Annotated in this window: 15 protein-coding genes and 1 pseudogene; 7 read left to right on the forward strand and 9 right to left on the reverse strand. The window is 60.5% G+C overall.

All coding sequences use genetic code 11. The annotated features are described in order from the left end of the window. Nucleotides 1-149 precede the first annotated feature (149 nt). The 4 genes from hmgA to ACOYXG_RS04180 all read left to right on the forward strand — a co-directional run bounded on the left by hmgA (nt 150) and on the right by ACOYXG_RS04180 (nt 4,855). Nucleotides 150-1,454, forward strand: a complete 1,305-nt coding sequence (hmgA, locus tag ACOYXG_RS04165; RefSeq protein ID WP_097090410.1) for a homogentisate 1,2-dioxygenase — start codon at nt 150-152, stop codon at nt 1,452-1,454. 3 nt (nt 1,455-1,457) lie between these two features. Beyond that, nucleotides 1,458-2,762 (forward strand): fumarylacetoacetase, encoded by a 1,305-nt coding sequence (fahA, locus tag ACOYXG_RS04170; protein ID WP_027610882.1) that lies wholly within the window; start codon nt 1,458-1,460, stop codon nt 2,760-2,762. A 12-nt stretch (nt 2,763-2,774) separates the two neighbouring features. Next, the gene (gene maiA, locus ACOYXG_RS04175; protein WP_460356061.1) at nt 2,775-3,410 is read left to right on the forward strand and encodes a maleylacetoacetate isomerase; all 636 of its coding nucleotides are present in this window, start codon (nt 2,775-2,777) and stop codon (nt 3,408-3,410) included. A gap of 74 nt (nt 3,411-3,484) precedes the next feature. Continuing rightward, the gene (locus ACOYXG_RS04180; RefSeq protein ID WP_097090413.1) at nt 3,485-4,855 is read left to right on the forward strand and encodes an MFS transporter; all 1,371 of its coding nucleotides are present in this window, start codon (nt 3,485-3,487) and stop codon (nt 4,853-4,855) included. A 183-nt stretch (nt 4,856-5,038) separates the two neighbouring features. On the opposite strand, the gene ACOYXG_RS04185 is transcribed toward ACOYXG_RS04180, so the two are convergent. Further along, nucleotides 5,039-5,842: a SirB1 family protein gene (locus ACOYXG_RS04185; RefSeq protein WP_027610885.1), complete on the reverse strand. Its 804-nt coding sequence runs from the start codon at nt 5,840-5,842 to the stop codon at nt 5,039-5,041. Nucleotides 5,843-6,014: 172 nt separating this feature from the next. Here ACOYXG_RS04185 and ACOYXG_RS04190 point away from each other — a divergent pair, with 172 nt between their 5' ends. Beyond that, a complete protein-coding gene (locus ACOYXG_RS04190; RefSeq protein ID WP_047597781.1) occupies nt 6,015-7,034 on the forward strand; it encodes a Glu/Leu/Phe/Val dehydrogenase family protein in 1,020 nt (339 codons plus the stop codon). Between the two features lie 181 nt (nt 7,035-7,215). On the opposite strand, the pseudogene ACOYXG_RS04195 reads toward ACOYXG_RS04190, so the two are convergent. The 5 genes and pseudogenes from ACOYXG_RS04195 to ACOYXG_RS04215 all read right to left on the reverse strand — a co-directional run. After that, nucleotides 7,216-7,470: pseudogene (locus ACOYXG_RS04195) on the reverse strand (YebG family protein); the annotation flags it as partial. Between the two features lie 189 nt (nt 7,471-7,659). Further along, on the reverse strand, nt 7,660-8,430 hold the full coding sequence (locus ACOYXG_RS04200) for an SDR family NAD(P)-dependent oxidoreductase (RefSeq protein WP_027610888.1): 771 nt from the start codon (nt 8,428-8,430) through the stop codon (nt 7,660-7,662). Nucleotides 8,431-8,443: 13 nt separating this feature from the next. After that, nucleotides 8,444-9,592 carry an oxidoreductase gene (locus ACOYXG_RS04205; RefSeq protein ID WP_460356066.1) on the reverse strand — a complete coding sequence of 383 codons (1,149 nt, stop codon included), beginning with the start codon at nt 9,590-9,592 and terminating at the stop codon, nt 8,444-8,446. Beyond that, nucleotides 9,589-10,833 (reverse strand): AfsA-related hotdog domain-containing protein, encoded by a 1,245-nt coding sequence (locus tag ACOYXG_RS04210; RefSeq protein ID WP_460356069.1) that lies wholly within the window; start codon nt 10,831-10,833, stop codon nt 9,589-9,591. Before ACOYXG_RS04210 ends, ACOYXG_RS04205 begins: the two co-directional genes overlap by 4 nt. Before the next feature lie 172 nt (nt 10,834-11,005). Continuing rightward, nucleotides 11,006-11,560, reverse strand: a complete 555-nt coding sequence (locus tag ACOYXG_RS04215) for an acyl-homoserine-lactone synthase (protein ID WP_027610891.1) — start codon at nt 11,558-11,560, stop codon at nt 11,006-11,008. A gap of 155 nt (nt 11,561-11,715) precedes the next feature. Here ACOYXG_RS04215 and ACOYXG_RS04220 point away from each other — a divergent pair, with 155 nt between their 5' ends. Beyond that, entirely contained in the window at nt 11,716-12,435 is a 720-nt protein-coding gene (locus tag ACOYXG_RS04220) for an autoinducer binding domain-containing protein (protein WP_103369600.1), read from the forward strand. Between the two features lie 325 nt (nt 12,436-12,760). After that, nucleotides 12,761-13,261 (forward strand): phosphate-starvation-inducible protein PsiE, encoded by a 501-nt coding sequence (locus ACOYXG_RS04225; RefSeq protein ID WP_003221775.1) that lies wholly within the window; start codon nt 12,761-12,763, stop codon nt 13,259-13,261. Here ACOYXG_RS04225 and ACOYXG_RS04230 read toward each other — a convergent pair. The 3 genes from ACOYXG_RS04230 to ACOYXG_RS04240 all read right to left on the reverse strand — a co-directional run bounded on the left by ACOYXG_RS04230 (nt 13,258) and on the right by ACOYXG_RS04240 (nt 16,655). Continuing rightward, nucleotides 13,258-13,575 carry a DUF3509 domain-containing protein gene (locus ACOYXG_RS04230; RefSeq protein WP_095139557.1) on the reverse strand — a complete coding sequence of 106 codons (318 nt, stop codon included), beginning with the start codon at nt 13,573-13,575 and terminating at the stop codon, nt 13,258-13,260. The genes ACOYXG_RS04225 and ACOYXG_RS04230 overlap by 4 nt on opposite strands. A 315-nt stretch (nt 13,576-13,890) precedes the next feature. Next, entirely contained in the window at nt 13,891-15,192 is a 1,302-nt protein-coding gene (locus tag ACOYXG_RS04235; protein WP_460356073.1) for a serine/threonine transporter, read from the reverse strand. A gap of 86 nt (nt 15,193-15,278) precedes the next feature. Then, nucleotides 15,279-16,655 (reverse strand): L-serine ammonia-lyase, encoded by a 1,377-nt coding sequence (locus ACOYXG_RS04240; protein ID WP_460356076.1) that lies wholly within the window; start codon nt 16,653-16,655, stop codon nt 15,279-15,281. Nucleotides 16,656-16,764: the final 109 nt, after the last annotated feature.

Consider the following 16,764-nt stretch of genomic DNA (forward strand, 5'->3'; position numbering starts at 1 on the left):
GAAAACGAATGGGCGTCTTTATAGCTTGACGCTGGATAGCGAGCAAATTACGTTATGCGTAATCGAATTACGATAATAACAACCCCGGCGTGCGCAAAGCTCTGAGCCAGAGCGATGGGCCACTGCCGACTCCCTGTTCAGGAGGCTCCATGAACCTCGATTCAAACGCGTCGGAGCTGACGTACCAGTCCGGTTTCGGCAACGAATTCAGCAGTGAAGCGTTGCCCGGCGCCTTGCCCATCGGCCAGAACTCCCCGCAAAAAGCCCCGTACGGCCTCTATACAGAATTGCTCTCCGGCACTGCGTTTACCATGACCCGCAGTGAAGCCCGGCGTACCTGGATGTACCGGATTCAGCCGTCGGCCAATCACCCGGCGTTCGTCAAACTGGAGCGGCAACTGGCCGGCGGCCCGTTGGGTGAAGTGACGCCCAATCGCCTGCGCTGGAATCCTCTGGATATCCCGGGCGAGCCGACTGATTTCATCGACGGTCTGGTCGGCATGGTGGCCAATTCGGCGGCGGAAAAACCAGCCGGCATCAGCATCTATAACTACACCGCCAACCGTTCGATGGAGCGGGTGTTTTACAACGCCGACGGCGAACTGCTGCTGGTGCCGCAACTGGGGCGGCTGCGAATTGCCACTGAACTCGGCGTGCTCGAAGTCGCGCCGCTGGAAATTGCTGTGCTGCCGCGTGGCCTGAAATTCCGCGTCGAGCTGCTTGATCCGCAGGCGCGCGGTTACGTTGCCGAGAACCACGGCGCGCCGCTGCGTCTGCCGGACCTGGGGCCAATCGGCAGCAACGGCCTGGCCAATCCACGGGATTTCCTCGCGCCGGTCGCGTGTTACGAAAACCTGCAGCAGCCGACGACGCTGGTGCAGAAATTCCTCGGCCAGTTGTGGGGCACCGAGCTCGATCATTCGCCGCTGAACGTGGTCGCCTGGCACGGCAACAACGTGCCGTACAAATATGATCTGCGCCGTTTCAACACCATCGGCACCGTGAGCTTCGATCACCCGGATCCGTCGATCTTCACCGTGCTGACCTCGCCGACCAGCGTGCACGGTCTGGCCAACCTCGACTTCGTGATCTTCCCGCCACGCTGGATGGTCGCCGAGAACACCTTCCGTCCGCCGTGGTTCCATCGCAACCTGATGAACGAATTCATGGGCCTGATCCACGGCGAATACGACGCCAAGGCTGAAGGCTTCGTGCCCGGCGGTGCCTCGCTGCACAGCTGCATGAGCGCCCACGGCCCGGATGGCGAAACCTGCACCAAAGCGATCAACGCGGAACTCAAACCGGCGAAGATCGACAACACCATGGCCTTCATGTTCGAGACCAGTCAGGTGCTGCGTCCAAGCCGCTTCGCCCTCGACTGCCCGCAACTGCAATCCACTTACGACGCCTGCTGGGCCACGCTGCCCGCCACGTTCGACCCGACCCGGAGATAACCCATGACTCAGACTTCCATCACCCGCAGCTGGGTTGCTTCGGCCAATGGCCACGCGGATTTCCCGCTGCAGAACCTGCCGCTGGGCGTGTTCAGCACTGGCGGCTCGGCGCCGCGCGCGGGCGTGGCGATCGGTGAACATATTTTCGATCTGCAGGTGGCGCTTGAAGCCGGCCTGTTCGACGGCCCGGCACGCAGCGCGGTCGAAGCCATGCACGGCGGTCTGCTGAACGCCTTCTTCGACCTCGGTCGCGAAGCCCGCGTAGCCTTGCGCAGCCGCTTGCTGGAATTGTTCAGCGAGGGCAGCAGCCATCGCGGCGCCATCGAAGCCCAAGGCGCAAAACTGTTGCCACTGGCTGCCGATTGCCAGATGCATTTGCCGGCGCGCATCAGCGATTACACCGACTTCTACGTCGGCATCGAGCACGCGCAGAACGTCGGCAAACTGTTCCGCCCGGACAACCCGCTGCTGCCCAACTACAAGCACGTGCCGATCGGCTATCACGGTCGCGCCTCCACCGTGCGCGCTTCTGGTACCGACGTGCGCCGCCCGAAAGGCCAGACCCTGCCGGCCGGTGCGAGCGAGCCGACCTTCGGCCCGTGCGCACGACTGGACTACGAGCTGGAACTGGGCATCTGGATCGGTCAGGGCAACGACATGGGCGAGCCGATTGCCATTGGTGACGCCGCCGAACACATCGCCGGTTTCTGCCTGCTCAACGACTGGTCGGCCCGCGATATCCAGGCCTGGGAATACCAGCCGCTGGGCCCGTTCCTCTCCAAGAGTTTTATCACCAGTGTTTCGCCATGGGTGGTGACCGCCGAAGCGCTGGAGCCATTCCGCATGGCGCAACCTGCGCGCCCGGAAGGTGATCCGCAGCCGCTGCCATACCTGTTCGACAAACGTGATCAAGATGGCGGCGCCTTCGACATCGAACTGGAAGTGCTGCTGCTCACCGAAGCCATGCGCGAACAGAATCTGCCAGCCCATCGGCTGACCCTGAGTAACACTCGCTACATGTACTGGACCGTCGCACAAATGGTCGCGCACCACAGCGTCAACGGCTGCCAGTTGCAGGCGGGTGACCTGTTCGGTTCGGGGACTTTGTCCGGCCCGCAAAACGGTCAGTTCGGCAGCCTGCTGGAAATCACCGAGGGCGGTAAAAAGCCGATCGAACTGGCCTCCGGCGAAGTGCGCAAATTCCTCGAAGACGGCGACGAAATCATTCTGCGTGCGCGCTGCGCCCGTGACGGTTTTGCCTCGATCGGCTTCGGCGAATGCCGCGGCAAAGTGCTGGCGGCGCGCTGACAGGAGCGGATCATGGATCTCTACACCTATTACCGCTCGACCTCGTCTTATCGGGTGCGTATCGCGTTGGCGCTGAAAGGGCTCGACTACACCGCGCTGCCGGTCAACCTGATCGCGCCGCCGGGGGGCGAGCACCGCCAGGCGGCGTATCTGGCGATCAATCCGCAGGGCCGGGTGCCGGCCCTGCGCATCGATGACGGCGAGCTGCTGATTCAGTCGCCGGCGATCATCGAGTACCTGGAAGAGCGTTATCCACAGCTGCCACTGCTGCCTGAAGACCTTGCCGCGCGTGCCCATGTGCGCGGTGTGGCGGCGGTGATCGGCTGCGACGTGCATCCGTTGCACAACGTCAGCGTGCTCAATCGCCTGCGTCAGTTGGGCCACGAAGAGCCGCAGGTGGTGGAGTGGATCGCGCACTGGATCAGTCAGGGGCTGGCGACCGTCGAGCAATTGATCGGTGACAGCGGTTTCTGTTTCGGCGAGTGGCCGTGTGTGGCGGATGTTTATCTGATTCCGCAGTTGTATGCGGCGGAGCGCTTCGGTGTTTCGCTGGAGGCTTATCCGCGGATTTGTCGGGTGGCGGTGTTGGCGGCTGAGCATCCGGCGTTCATCAAGGCGCATCCGGCTAACCAGCCGGATACCCCTTAAAGCTTCACCTTGCCCCAATGTGGGAGATTCGGCGCCCGCCAAAAAAATCATAAAAACAAAACAGGTACCTTGCGATGCATAACCAGATTGCCAGCTTTCGCGCGGCACTCGACGCCCGTCCTGTGTCCCGCTATCAGTGGTTACTGCTGATCCTGCTCGCCTTGCTGCTGGTCACCGACGGCTATGACGCCCAGGTGCTCGGTTACGTGGTGCCGGCCCTGGCTCAGGACTGGGGGCTGGAGAAAGCCGCGTTCGGGCCGGTTTTCAGCGCCAACCTGTTGGGCCTCACGCTCGGTTCGCTCGCGGTGACGCCGCTGGCCGATCGCTTCGGCGTACGGCGGATCCTGCTCGCCTGCGTGTTGATCTACGCCAGCCTGACGGTGTTGATGGTGTTCGCCGATTCTCTGAACACCTTGATGATCGCGCGCTTCATCTGCGGCATCGGCATGGGCGGGGCGATGCCCAGTGCCATGGCCTTGATGTCGGAATATTCACCGCCTCGTCTGCGCACCTTGATGGTGACGCTGGCCGCTTGTGGGTTTTCGTTTGGCGGTGCGGCGGGTGGTTTTGTTGCTGCGGGCTTCATCGACCGCTTTGGCTGGCAAGCGGTGTTCCTTGCCGGTGGTGTCACGCCGTTGCTGCTGTTCCCGTTCCTGTGGTGGATGCTGCCGGAGTCGCTGCCACGTCTGCTGCGCGATGCACCGCCCTATGCGCGCCTGCGCAAAGTCACCGCGCGAATGCTGCCGGACTGGCAACCGCCGGCCGCGTCCGTCGAACAGAACAAGCGCGAGCAGGGCAGCAAATTGACCGTGGTCGAGCTGTTCCGCAACGGTTATGCGCGCCCGACCCTGCTGATCTGGGCGACGTTTTTTGTCAGCCTGATTCTGTTGTATTTCATGATCAGCTGGCTGCCGACGTTGTTGCTGGAAAGCGGTCTGAAACTCAATGAAGCCAACCTGGTGACCTCGATGTTCCTGTTCGCCGGCACCTTGGGCGCAGTATGCATGGCGTGGTTCGCCGACCGTTTGAAACGCAAGGTGCGGCTGCTCTGCGCAGTGATGGCCGGGGCGGCGCTGTGCACGATTCTGCTGGGTTTGAACCACGATAATCCACGTTATCTGGTGGCCTGCGTGTTTGCCGCCGGGTTCTGCATCATCGGTGGGCAACTGACGCTGAACGCCTTCGCCAGCAACTTCTACCCAGCGCATGTGCGGGCCACGGGCACGGGCTGGGCGTTGGGGGTAGGGCGCTTCGGTTCGATCCTCGGGCCGCTGTTCGGCAGCATGCTGCTGGCGATGCACATTCCGGTGACGCAGATTTTCTTCTTCTGCGCGATACCGGCGGTCATTGCGGCGCTGCTAATCATCCAGGTGCGCTCGCCTTCAGATATCCCGCAATCCAATGTGGGAGCGAGCTTGCTCGCGAAGAACGATAACGCAGTCTGACAGGAACAACGGTGGCGCCTGCTTCGCGGGCAAGCCACGCTCCCACAAGGGATCGTTGTGAGGCAGAAGGATGGGGCCACGCTGAACCCTGTGGGAGCGGGCTTGCTCGCGAAGGCGATTCAGGCTTCGATGCATTCATCGCTGACACCACGCTTTGCGAGCAAGCTCGCTCCCACACAGGGATTAGTGGACGACTGAATTCGGCGGCAGGTGCCCAAGCCGCTCAGTCAGGCGCAGGCGCTGGATCGGATCGTCGCTGAGCAGCAGCGCATGTTCCAGGTCGAAGCGCTCGGCGTTCGGGCAATCAAGCCGTTGATACAGGCTGGCGCGGGCCAGATAATCGGCGGCGCTGGCACCGCCCAGTTCCAGCACGCGTTCAGCATCGATCAGCGCGGCGATGTAATCCTCATGGGCCAGATGCAACTGCCGCAGGTTGCGTGACAGGCGCTGGAGCATCTGCTCTGGGCTGGCGGTGGCCAGATGGTCGGCATTGAGTTTGAGGTGCGCGCCGTACTGACGTTGCAACAACTCGCGACAGTCATTGGGGTACAGCCGCCGACCGCCGCAGGGATCCAGCAGGTGATCAGCACCGGGTACCCGCAGCAGGAAATGCCCCGGGAAGTTCACCCCGACCAGCGGAATCTCCAGACCACGGGCCAATTCCAGAGCAATCAGGGACAGGGTCAGCGGCTGGCCGCGACGGGTCTGCAACACTTTGTGCAACAACGCGACCTGTGGGCGTAGCGGCAGAAAATCGTCCTGAGAGAAGCCCAGATCATTCAACCGCCGCAGCAACGGTTGCGCCAGTTCGCTGACTGGCAGCATTGGCAAGCCGTAGCTGACGCGCTGTTGCAGCTCCTTGAAGTCCTGTTGCAGCGCTTCTACATCGAGGCCTTTTTCGTGCTCGGCAGCCATCCACAGCGCCGCTTCGAACAGCGCGGGCGGTGAACGGTGCAGACACTCGAAAAAGCGTTGGCGCGGACTCATCGAAATCTCCGGGGAATGCCTCGTTTTAGCCCCGTCCGCGCCATTCGTCCAGTACCGGCCAGGTTATGCCGCAAAGTCGCCGTCGAAGCGGGCGCTTATTCCGGTGCGCTTCAGCAATTTTTGGGCGCAAGCCTATACTGGCGTCTACCAGAAGTGATTCGGGAGCCTGCCGATGTTCGCTCTCATGCAAAGCACTCGCCTGGAATCGCTGCACCTCAGCGTTGACCCGGTCACCGGGTTGAAGGCGGTCATTGCCATTCATAACAGTCGCCTCGGGCCTGCCCTGGGCGGTTGCCGTTATCTTGCCTATCCCAACGACGAATCCGCAGTCGAGGATGCCATACGCCTCGCGCAGGGCATGAGCTACAAGGCGGCACTGGCCGGGCTCGATCAGGGCGGCGGGGTGGCGGTGATCGTGCGCCCGGCGCATGTGGAAAACCGCGCCGCGCTGTTCGAAGCGTTTGGCCGCTGCATCGAGCAGCTCGACGGTCGCTACATCACCGCCATCGACAGCGGCACTTCGGTGGCGGACATGGATTGCATTGCCCAGCAGACCCAGCATGTCACCAGCACCACCTCGGCCGGCGACCCGGCGCCGCATGCGGCGATGGGCGTGTTCACCGGGATTCGCGCTACCGCCATGGCGCGGCTGGGCAGCGACAATCTTGAAGGCTTGCGCGTGGCGATTCAGGGCTTGGGAAACGTTGGTTATGCACTGGCCGAGCAGTTGCACGCGGCAGGCGCCGAATTGCTGGTCAGCGACATCGACCACGGCAAGGTGCAACTGGCGATGGAACAGCTCAACGCGCATCCGATCGCCAACGATGCCTTGCTCAGCACACCTTGCGACATCCTTGCGCCGTGCGGCCTCGGCGGGGTGCTCAACAGTCACACGGTGACGCAACTGCGCTGCTCGGCGGTGGCCGGTTCGGCGAACAATCAACTGACGCATCTGGATGTGGCTGATCAGCTGGAGCGGCGCGGGATTCTTTATGCGCCGGATTATGTGATCAATGCGGGCGGGTTGATTTATGTCTCGCTCAAGCATCGCGGCGAAGAGCTGGGGACAATTACTGCGCACCTGTCGAAGATCAGTTCGCGGCTGACCGAGGTGTTTGCCCATGCGCAGGCCGAGAAGCGCTCACCGGCGCGGGTGGCGGATGAGTTGGCGGAGAAAGTCCTGTATCGCTGAAAAGCAAAAGATCGCAGCCTGCGGCAGCTCCTACATATGGAATGCGTATTCCCTGTAGGAGCTGCCGCAGGCTGCGATCTTTTCGATTCAAACGTGGTTACTTGGCAGCTTTCGCCGCTTTTGCCGGTTTGACCGGTGCCTCATCGGATTTTACCGACTCAACCTCTTCAGCCACTGGCTCGGCCGGTGCATTGATCAGCTCCGACAGCGCATCAGGCTGGCTCTTGAAGGCCTTGGCGAACACATCGCGGTTCTTCGCCATGTAGATTCCGACTTCTTCAACCTGCTGCTCGTTCAGCGACGGCACGGCTTTTTGCAACACTTCGGACAGCATCTCGGCCAGTTCGAGCATTTTGTCATGACGGTCAGCTTCGGCTTTATCCATGAACAAGCGCTCCAGATCTCGGCTGCTGCGGTATACCACTTCGACGGCCATTCACCACCTCACATGCCTTCACATTTAGTTGTCTTAGCGACTACTGTATTTATATACAGCGAAAGGATAAGCGAATCCCTGCGCTTTGGGTAGTGGCTTTTCAATGTAGACCGGATTCGGCATTTTTCCTGATGCACGCGCCTCAAACAAAACGACCCGCACACGGCGGGTCGTTTGGTTTATTTGGTTTCAGAACTTACCGCTGGCGTAACCGCCATCGATGGGCATGATCACACCCGTGACGTATGCGGATTGATCGCTGAGCAGCCAGAGCACCGCGTTGGCCACTTCGTCCGCCGTGCCGAAGCGCTTCATCGATGTCACGTTGATTTTGCGCTGGGTGTTTTCCGGTGCGGCTTTCAGGCGTGCCTCGCTATTCATGCCGCCGAGGATCGGCCCGGGGGCGACCGCATTGACGCGAATGCAGCCGCCGTCTTCCAGCCGCGCATTCTCGATCGACGCCACCTGGGTCATGCCGTTGATCGCCTGCTTGCTGGCGACATAGGCGACCTGGCCGCCAATCGGTACCACGCCGGCGCAGGACGAGGTATTGACGATGGCCCCGGTGCCGCGGGTGAGCATCAGTTGCAGTTCATGGCGCATGCAGTGGTAGGTGCCGTTGACGTTGATGTTCATCACCTTCATCCAGTCGTCCGGGCACGATTGCGCGAGTGCTCCGTACTTGGCAGTCACGCCGGCATTGTTGAACGCGCAATCGAGGCGGCCGTAGGCCGAACGAATGGTCGCGAACGCCTGCTCGACCTGCTCCGGATCACCGACATCGCAGGCGATAAAGCGGCAGTGTTCACCCAGCCGATCAGCCAGCGCCGCGCCTTTTTCTTCGTCCCGACCGAACACGATCACATCGGCGCCGGCCTTGATCAGGCGTTCGCTGACGGTTTCGCCAATGCCGCTGGTGCCGCCGGTGACCAGGCAGACTTTTCCCAGAAAATCGTACATATGTCGCATCTCCTTATGCCAACGCGGGGCGTAAATATTTCGGGTTTACGCAGCAATACACCCGATCCAGTCGCGGATTGCTTTTGTCACTGAAGCACTGGCTGTCCCATCGGCATTTGTGGATGTCGGCGGAGCGGCCCTGCAGGGTTTTGTTGATCAGGTCGTTGTCGGCAAACAGCGCCCGCGACATCCCCACCCAATCGCATACGCCGTCGGCCACCAACTGCTCGGCCTTGTCCAGACCGTCGATGAAACCGGCGTAACCCACCGGTACTGTCGACACCGACTTGATCGCCCGCACTCCGGCTTGCAGGTAGTGGTCCATGGTCTCCGAATGCACAATCAACTGGCCGAAGGTCGCGCCCATGCACATCGAACATTCCAGCGCGGCAACGCCGGCCTGACAGAGCGCCTGCACGGTTTCCTTGAGGTCCGGATATTGCAGCCCTTCAGCGCCCAGACGGTCGTCGATGCCCAGACGAATAGTGACGATCAGTTGGCCCTGGGTGCGCTCGCGGATGGCCTTGACCACGTCGAGCAACAGTCGCGCACGGTTCTCTTCGCTGCCGCCATATCGGTCAGTGCGCTTGTTGGTGTGCGGCGAAAGAAAACTGCTCAGCAGGTAGCCGTTGGACGCCTGCAACTGCACCAGACGTGCGCCGTTGGTCCAGGCCAGCCAGGCGGAGTGGGCGAACTGCTCGATCACCAGGGCGATATCGCTTTCGTCCATGATCCGCACGCGGTAATCCGGATCGAGTTTCGACACGCGCGGGCAGGGCACGCCACTCGGGGTCAGCACGGCAACGCCGGTGTGGGTGGTGGTGCCCTGACCGCCGTAATGCTGCAGTTGCACACCTACCGGCGTGTTGACCTGCTCGGCCATCGCGAACATCGCCTTGAGCGATTCGCCCTGCTGCTGTTCGAACAGGCCGAGCCCGGTGCTCTGCAGACGCGATTGCGGCGAGACCGTGGCGTTGCACAGAAACGCCATGGAGCAACCGCCCTCCATGATGCCCTGATAGAACTCGATCATGGCGGGCGTCACACACCCGCTGTGATCGGCCAGGTCCACGCCCATCGACGCGAAGAACAGCCGATTGCGCAACTCCAGCCCGCCGGCCAGCCGCAGGGGCTCCAGCACGTGGGGATAGCGCGGCATCATGCTTCCTTCCTTTGTTCGGGCATCGCCGAAGCTTGGTCGAAGGTCATCCACAACGGTTGGCCGAGGACGGGCGCCGGAACCGGGGCGGTTTCTTCGTGGGAGAAGTAAGCGAACTGTTTGAGCACTTCGCGCCACTTGAAGCGCAACGGCGAATCCAGCTCTGCCAGGTGCAGTTTGAGCGTGCCGGCCTTTGTCGCGTCGCTGGCGTGCAGCGATTGCAACGGCAGGCTGATCATCCCTTCGTTTTCCAGGTACAGGTAGACGTGTCCACGCTCGGAAGCCTCGAGCGGGCTGTCGCATTGCACTTGCAGGCCGGCCATCGACAGCAGCTCCAGACGGGCGGAGAGGTGACGTCCGGAATCCAGGCGCACCAGCACTTCATGGCGTATGCCCTTGAGCGGACGGAACCAGCAGGCGGGGTCGATGTTGATATTGCGCATGCGCTTGAACACCGGCATCTTGATCACTTCACCGTGCAGGCGAATGTCGGCCACCAGCTCGCCACGCTGGAAGAATCGCGCACGCTTGTCGACCTTGCGCCCCCGCGGCTGGGCCATGCCTTCGTAGTCGCCAACCAGCACATCCACCTGAAACGAAGACTCGGTGTAACGGGGAAAACTCGACAGCAGATCAACGATGGAAATCGACACCTCACCGCGGGCATAACCGCTGTGCTCGTAGAACTGCGCGTACATGGCCTGGCGTGCCGCTTCGATCAGCATCAGGCCGGGCACGTGCTCGTGGTGCTTGCGGTAGAAAAAGTAATTGGCGGTGTCGTTGAACAGGGTGAAATAGAGCAGACCCTGCTGCGGGCAGCCGTCCAGGTTTTTCAGGACATCATGTACCTGCCGGCGCTGATCGAGGCTCAGGCCGTTGCCGCAACCGGGCAGTCGAGCCAGTTTGGCCTCGGTGCTTTCCAGCACCCAGATGCCGCTGAGGATCAGGTGGTCGGTGGCCTTTTCGTAATTCGTCAGCAGTTCCGGCAGACAGTCCGACAGGCCTGCCTGTTCGAGCTCTTCCAGGTCAATGATGGTTGGCAGCGAGCGCAGCACCAGACGCTCGCTGTCGAGCCGATAGGCCTGATTGACGATCTCCAGATCCATTGGATCAAGGTTCGCCCGTTGCACGATGGCGGCCGGCAGCCAGGCCGGCAGCAAGTGGTGAGCGTCGTAAATCAGCACGTCGTCATCGTGGCCCTTGTGGACGATGTCTTTGGCAACTTTCCTGTGCATGTCGATCATGATCATCCCTCTGTGTTGAACGTTGGTTGTAAGGCAGTTGCTATCCATGGCGTGAAATCGACCCACACCGAAAGGTGCTGCTCGACGCGTGTCAGCAGCTTCAGTTGATGTGTTTTCTTGTTTTCTTGTTTTCTTGTTTTCTTGTTTTCTTGTTATCGAGTGTCGGGCAGGGTTACTGCACCGTGATGTAGCAGGCGCCCAGGGTTCGGTTGTCCAGAACCTGCAGCGGCGCCAGCCATTTGTAGTCGATGCCGCCACGTCTGAGCAGGCGTCCGATGGCAACCGGGGACACTGACACCAGATGTGAAACGCCGCAGGTTCGGGCGTACTCCAGCGTGGCCATGAACAGGCCAACGGTGTTTTCGTCGGACATCATCTGTTCGTTTTTGCCGCCCTCGGCATCAAGGTCCAGTGAGGTGAAGCGCGACAGCTCCCAGATGTCATCGCCGCATGGGGCAGGCTTGTCGCCGAGCAACGAGGTGAACACTTCACTCAGCAGATACGGCTGGGTGGTGGGCAGCAGGCGGGCGCATCCCTTGATGTTGCCGTCGTGCTCTTCGGCGACAATGTAGTGAGTGCCGCTGTGATCAAATTGGTCGAATTCGAAATCGTCCGGCGTGGATAATTGCCAGCCGAGGCGTTCGACGAACACCTGATAGCGATATTGAGCCAAGCGTTGACGCTTTAGTGTCGTCAACTCGTCATAACGTCCTGACAAGTAATCCATCACAGATTCCGTTTAGTGATTGGTTGGGTGGCGATTAAAGTGCACACTGCGCTCGCATACTACCTGTCACCCTTGACAGCTAGCGGAAACATTTGGAAATATGCTAGGCATGTTGGCAAGAGGCCGACAGCATTAACTGTGGGAAAGGAATCTCTATGTCATATTGGCAGGCTGAACTGTTGGAAAACGCCATGTCTGCAACGGATGTCGAGTTGTTGTTCGACAGTATCAAGACCGTCGCCAGGCAGTTGGAGTTTGATTATGTGGCTTACGGGTCACGCCGACTTTTCCCCATCACCAAACCCTGTCTTTTTCTCGCCAATAATTATTCGCCCGCCTGGCAAGCTGCCTATTCCGCCAATCGTTACCTGGACATCGATCCTTACGTCCAGCGCGCAATGCGCAGCGTGAAACCGGTGCTGTGGGACGCTGAACTCAAGGCTCAGATGCCCGAATTCTGGCAGGATGCGCAGGCTCACGGGCTCTCGGAGGGCTGGGGGCAGACGCTGCTCAACAGCGAAACTCAAGGGCTGGTGACCTTTGCCCGGGGCGGCGGGACGATCACCGCGCAGGAACTCGAAACCAAACAGGCGCAGCTGTCCTGGCTGGCCCAGATTACTCACCTGGGGCTGACGCGCCTGCAGATGCGCGGCGCCGATTCGGTGCTCCCGGTGCCGATAGAACTGTCGCAGAGAGAAAAGGAAATCCTGCAATGGACCGCTGACGGAAAGTCATCGGACGATGTTTCGGTGATCCTCGGCATCAGCAAAAGGACAGTAAACTTCCATATTAACCATTGCCTGAAAAAACTCGGTTGCCAAAACAAGATCGCCGCTGCAGTTAAAGCTTCGCTGATGGGGCTGCTGTGGAAATAATTACCCTGGTCATTTATTGGATAACTAACTGGTGAATAACCGGAGTGTTTGTGCGCGAGTTCACAGATTTTCCCGATTAATAATATTTCATTTATAAGCTAATGCCTTTTCAAGCGTAACGAATTCATCAAGAAACTTCAGTTATAGCGTCACAAACATTCCTGTCGACGGTGCCTGCTCAACGGTGCGACCAAACGCCACGGCGCAGGTTTCATGCCGGCTCGCCATGATGCGTGGCCTCGTTTCTGCATGGCGCATAGCGCATACGGAAAACCGTCACGTCCAACCGGCATCATCCGCTCGCATCGGGCTAAGGAACATCATCGTGAAAATCAACTGGGCCGAGAAACTGCGGCAAAACGTGCATCAACTGGCCGAGTCCCTGGGCAACCTGTTCGTCGAGACCTTCCACTACCTGGCGCTGTTCGCCATTGGTGCGGTGACCGCATGGGCGGCGGTGATGGAATTTCTCGGCATGCTCGAAGAAGGCCACATCAAGATCGATGACATTCTGTTGCTGTTCATCTATCTGGAACTGGGGGCAATGGTCGGGATTTACTTCAAGACCAACCACATGCCGGTGCGCTTCCTGATCTACGTGGCGATCACTGCGCTGACCCGCCTGCTGATCTCCAACGTCTCGCACCACAACCCGCCGGACATGGGCATCATCTACCTGTGCGGCGGCATTCTGCTGTTGGCGTTCTCGATCCTGGTGGTGCGTTACGCCTCGTCGCAATTTCCGTCGGTGAAGATCGAAAAACCGCAACGCAAGCTCGGCGCCGGCTCCGGTGAACACCCCGAGATCGAGAAGGGCGAGCTTTAAAGGCCCATCGACGGCCGAGGCTGGCCGTTGCTCTGCTGCGGTGGCGGGGGCAGCCCGCCGCCGCTGGTCATTGCTTCGAGGATCGCCATGGCGCTATGGCCTTGCTCGATGGCGATGCCGAATTGGATGCTTTGCACCAGCCGCTTGAGCCGTACCGGATCGTTGCGCTGTTCGGCGCTGATCATCCGTTTGGCGACGATCCGGCCGCTGTTGGACAGGGTCAGCATGATGCTGCCGTCCAGCCCCTGAATGCTCAGGTTGATCTGATAGTCCGGCGCGAAGGCATCGGTAATGATCTGAAAAGGGTTGTCCATGATGCGTCACCGCCTGATTGAACGTGCAGTTGTTGACCGGCCGTGATCGGGTTGGTTCGCAATACCTGATCATCGGCGATTCCGTGGCCTGTGTTGTTGCGTTTTGTAGGAGCTGCCGAAGGCTGCGATCTTTTGATCTGCGCTGTTTTGACTTCGGTCATGAAGATCAAAAGATCGCAGCCTCGTTGCACTCGACAGCTCCTACACAGCTCCTGCACAGGTCATAGCAAGGGCTGTGCCGGGAAAATTGTTGGACAATGGATACGGCATAAAAAAGGCGAGCCCATGGCTCGCCTTTGTCATTTGTGGCCCGTTTCAGGGCAGAACCGAGTAGATGATCGCCGACAGTGCAATCAGGCCGATCAGCACCACGAACACGTTGGACGCCTGTCCCGAGTACTGGCGCAAGGCTGGCACACGGCGGATGGCGTACATCGGCATCAGGAACAACAGGCAGGCAATCACTGGCCCGCCGAGGGTTTCGATCATGCCGAGGATGCTCGGGTTGAACGTCGCCACGGCCCAGCAGCTGAGGATCATGAACAGCGCGGTCGCACGGTTCAGCCAGCTCGCCGACATCACCTTGCCACGGCCGCGCAGGCTCTTGACGATCATGCCCTGAAAGCCTTCGCTGGCGCCGATGTAGTGGCCGAGGAAGGATTTGGTGATCGCCACCAGCGCGATCAGCGGCGCGGCGTAAGCAATGACCGGGGTCTGGAAGTGGTTGGCCAGGTACGACAGGATCGAAATGTTCTGCGCCTTGGCCGCGGCCAGATCGGCCGGCGACAGCGCCAGCACGCAGCTGAAGCAGAAGAACATCACCGTCACCACCATCATCCCGTGGGCCATGGCGAGGATGCCGCTGCTCTTGCGTTCGGCCTCGGCGCCGTAGCGCTGCTTCTGGTCAACCGCGAAGGCGGAGATGATCGGCGAGTGGTTGAACGAGAACACCATCACCGGGATCGCCAGCCACAGGGTCTTGAGGAACGTCGACAGCGGCATCGCTTCCTTGGCGCTGGCGAAGAACGCGCCGTTCCAGTTGGGGATCAGGCTCAGGCCGAGCAACAGCAGCGCGGCGACGAACGGATAGACCAGCACGCTCATGGCTTTGACGATCACGTTCTGCCCGCAGCGCACGATCGCCATCAGGGCGAGGATCAGCACCAGCGACAGGATTGCCCGAGGTGGCGGGGCAATGTGCAGTTGATGTTCGAGAAAACTGCTCAGGGTGTTGGTCAGTGCAACGCTGTACACCAGCAGGATCGGGAAGATCGCGAAGAAGTACAGCAGGGTGATCAGCTTGCCGGCACCGATGCCGAAATGTTCTTCAACGACTTCGGTGATGTCGCCCGAACGCCCAGACAAGACGAAGCGGGTCAGGCCCCGGTGGGCGAAAAAGGTCATCGGGAACGCCAGCAACGCCAGAATCAGCAACGGCCAGAAACCGCCGACGCCGGCATTGATCGGCAGAAACAATGTGCCGGCACCAATCGCGGTGCCGTACAGGCCGAGCATCCAGGTGGTGTCGGATTTGCTCCAGCCCTTGTGGGCAATTTCGGTATTGCGTGTGCGATCTACAGCGGGATTTTCGGCAGCAGGTGTACGTACATCGGTCATCGTTTTTGCCTCGTTATTATTTTTGCTCGGGCTCACGGTTGGCGGGCCGCAAGTTGCGACCCGCCGGGACGGTCAGGTAATGCGCGTCAGCATTCCACCCAGTTCACAGCCAGGCCGCCCCGTGAAGTCTCTTTGTATTTGTCGTGCATGTCGGCGCCGGTATCGCGCATGGTGCGGATTACCCGGTCGAGGGAAATGAAGTGTTTGCCGTCGCCGCGCAGGGCCATTTGCGTGGCGTTGATCGCCTTCACGGCGGCGATGGCATTGCGCTCGATACACGGCACCTGCACCAGGCCGCCGACCGGGTCGCAGGTCAGGCCGAGGTTGTGTTCCAGGCCGATTTCAGCGGCGTTTTCCAGTTGCTCCGGGGTTGCGCCGAGCACTTCAGCGAGGCCCGCCGCGGCCATGGCGCAGGCCGAACCGACTTCGCCCTGACAGCCGACTTCGGCGCCGGAGATCGAGGCATTTTTCTTACACAGAATGCCGACGGCGGCGGCGCCCATGAAGAACGCGACCACGTCATCGTCAGACGCGTCCGGATTGAATTTCATGTAGTAGTGCAGCACCGCCGGGATGATCCCGGCCGCGCCATTGGTCGGCGCGGTGACCATGCGCCCGCCGGCAGCGTTCTCCTCGTTGACCGCGAGGGCGAACAGATTGACCCACTCCATCGCCGACAGCGTCGAACTGATGACATTCGGCTTGCCGATTTCCAGCAGGCTGCGGTGCAATTTCGCCGCGCGGCGCGGCACGTTCAGCCCACCGGGCAGGATGCCTTCGTGGCGCAAGCCCTGTTCGACGCACTCGCGCATCACCGACCAGATGTGCAGCAAGCCGCTACGGATTTCAGCGTCGCTGCGCCAGGCCCGTTCGTTGGCCATCATCAGCTCCGACACGCGCAAGTTGTGCTGCTTGCACAGGTTCAGCAATTCGGCAGCGCTGGAAAAATCGTATGGCAACACCACGTCGCCGGCCGGCGCCACACCGGACTCGGCTTCCGCCGCTTCGATGATGAAACCGCCGCCAATCGAGTAGTACGTTTGCGTGAACAGCTCGGCGCTTTCGCCAAAGGCTGTCAGCGACATGGCGTTGGGGTGGTAGGGCAGGCTTTCATCCAGCAGCAGGAGATCGTGCTGCCAGTTGAAGGAAATTTCTCTCTGGCCGGCCAGCAGCAACAGGCCGCTTTCGCGCAGTTGCTGGATGCGTGGATCGATGGTCGCCGGATCAATGCTGTCCGGCCATTCGCCCATCAGGCCCATGACCGTCGCGCGGTCGGTGGCGTGGCCGACACCGGTGGCCGACAGCGAACCGTACAAACGGATTTCCACGCGGCGCACATCGTTGAGCAACCGTTGATCGATCAGCGCCTGGGCGAAGGTCGCGGCGGCGCGCATCGGGCCAACGGTGTGGGAGCTGGACGGGCCGATGCCGACTTTGAATAGATCGAAAACACTGATAGCCATGCTAAACCCTTACAAACAATGGAGTAGGAATCGCTGCCATTTTTTGTAGGACAAGCGCAATGTCGGCGATACTGCCTACGTCAGATCTACGTGACCAACGAAACTTCCT

Source organism: Pseudomonas sp. G3-39, assembly GCF_054790485.1.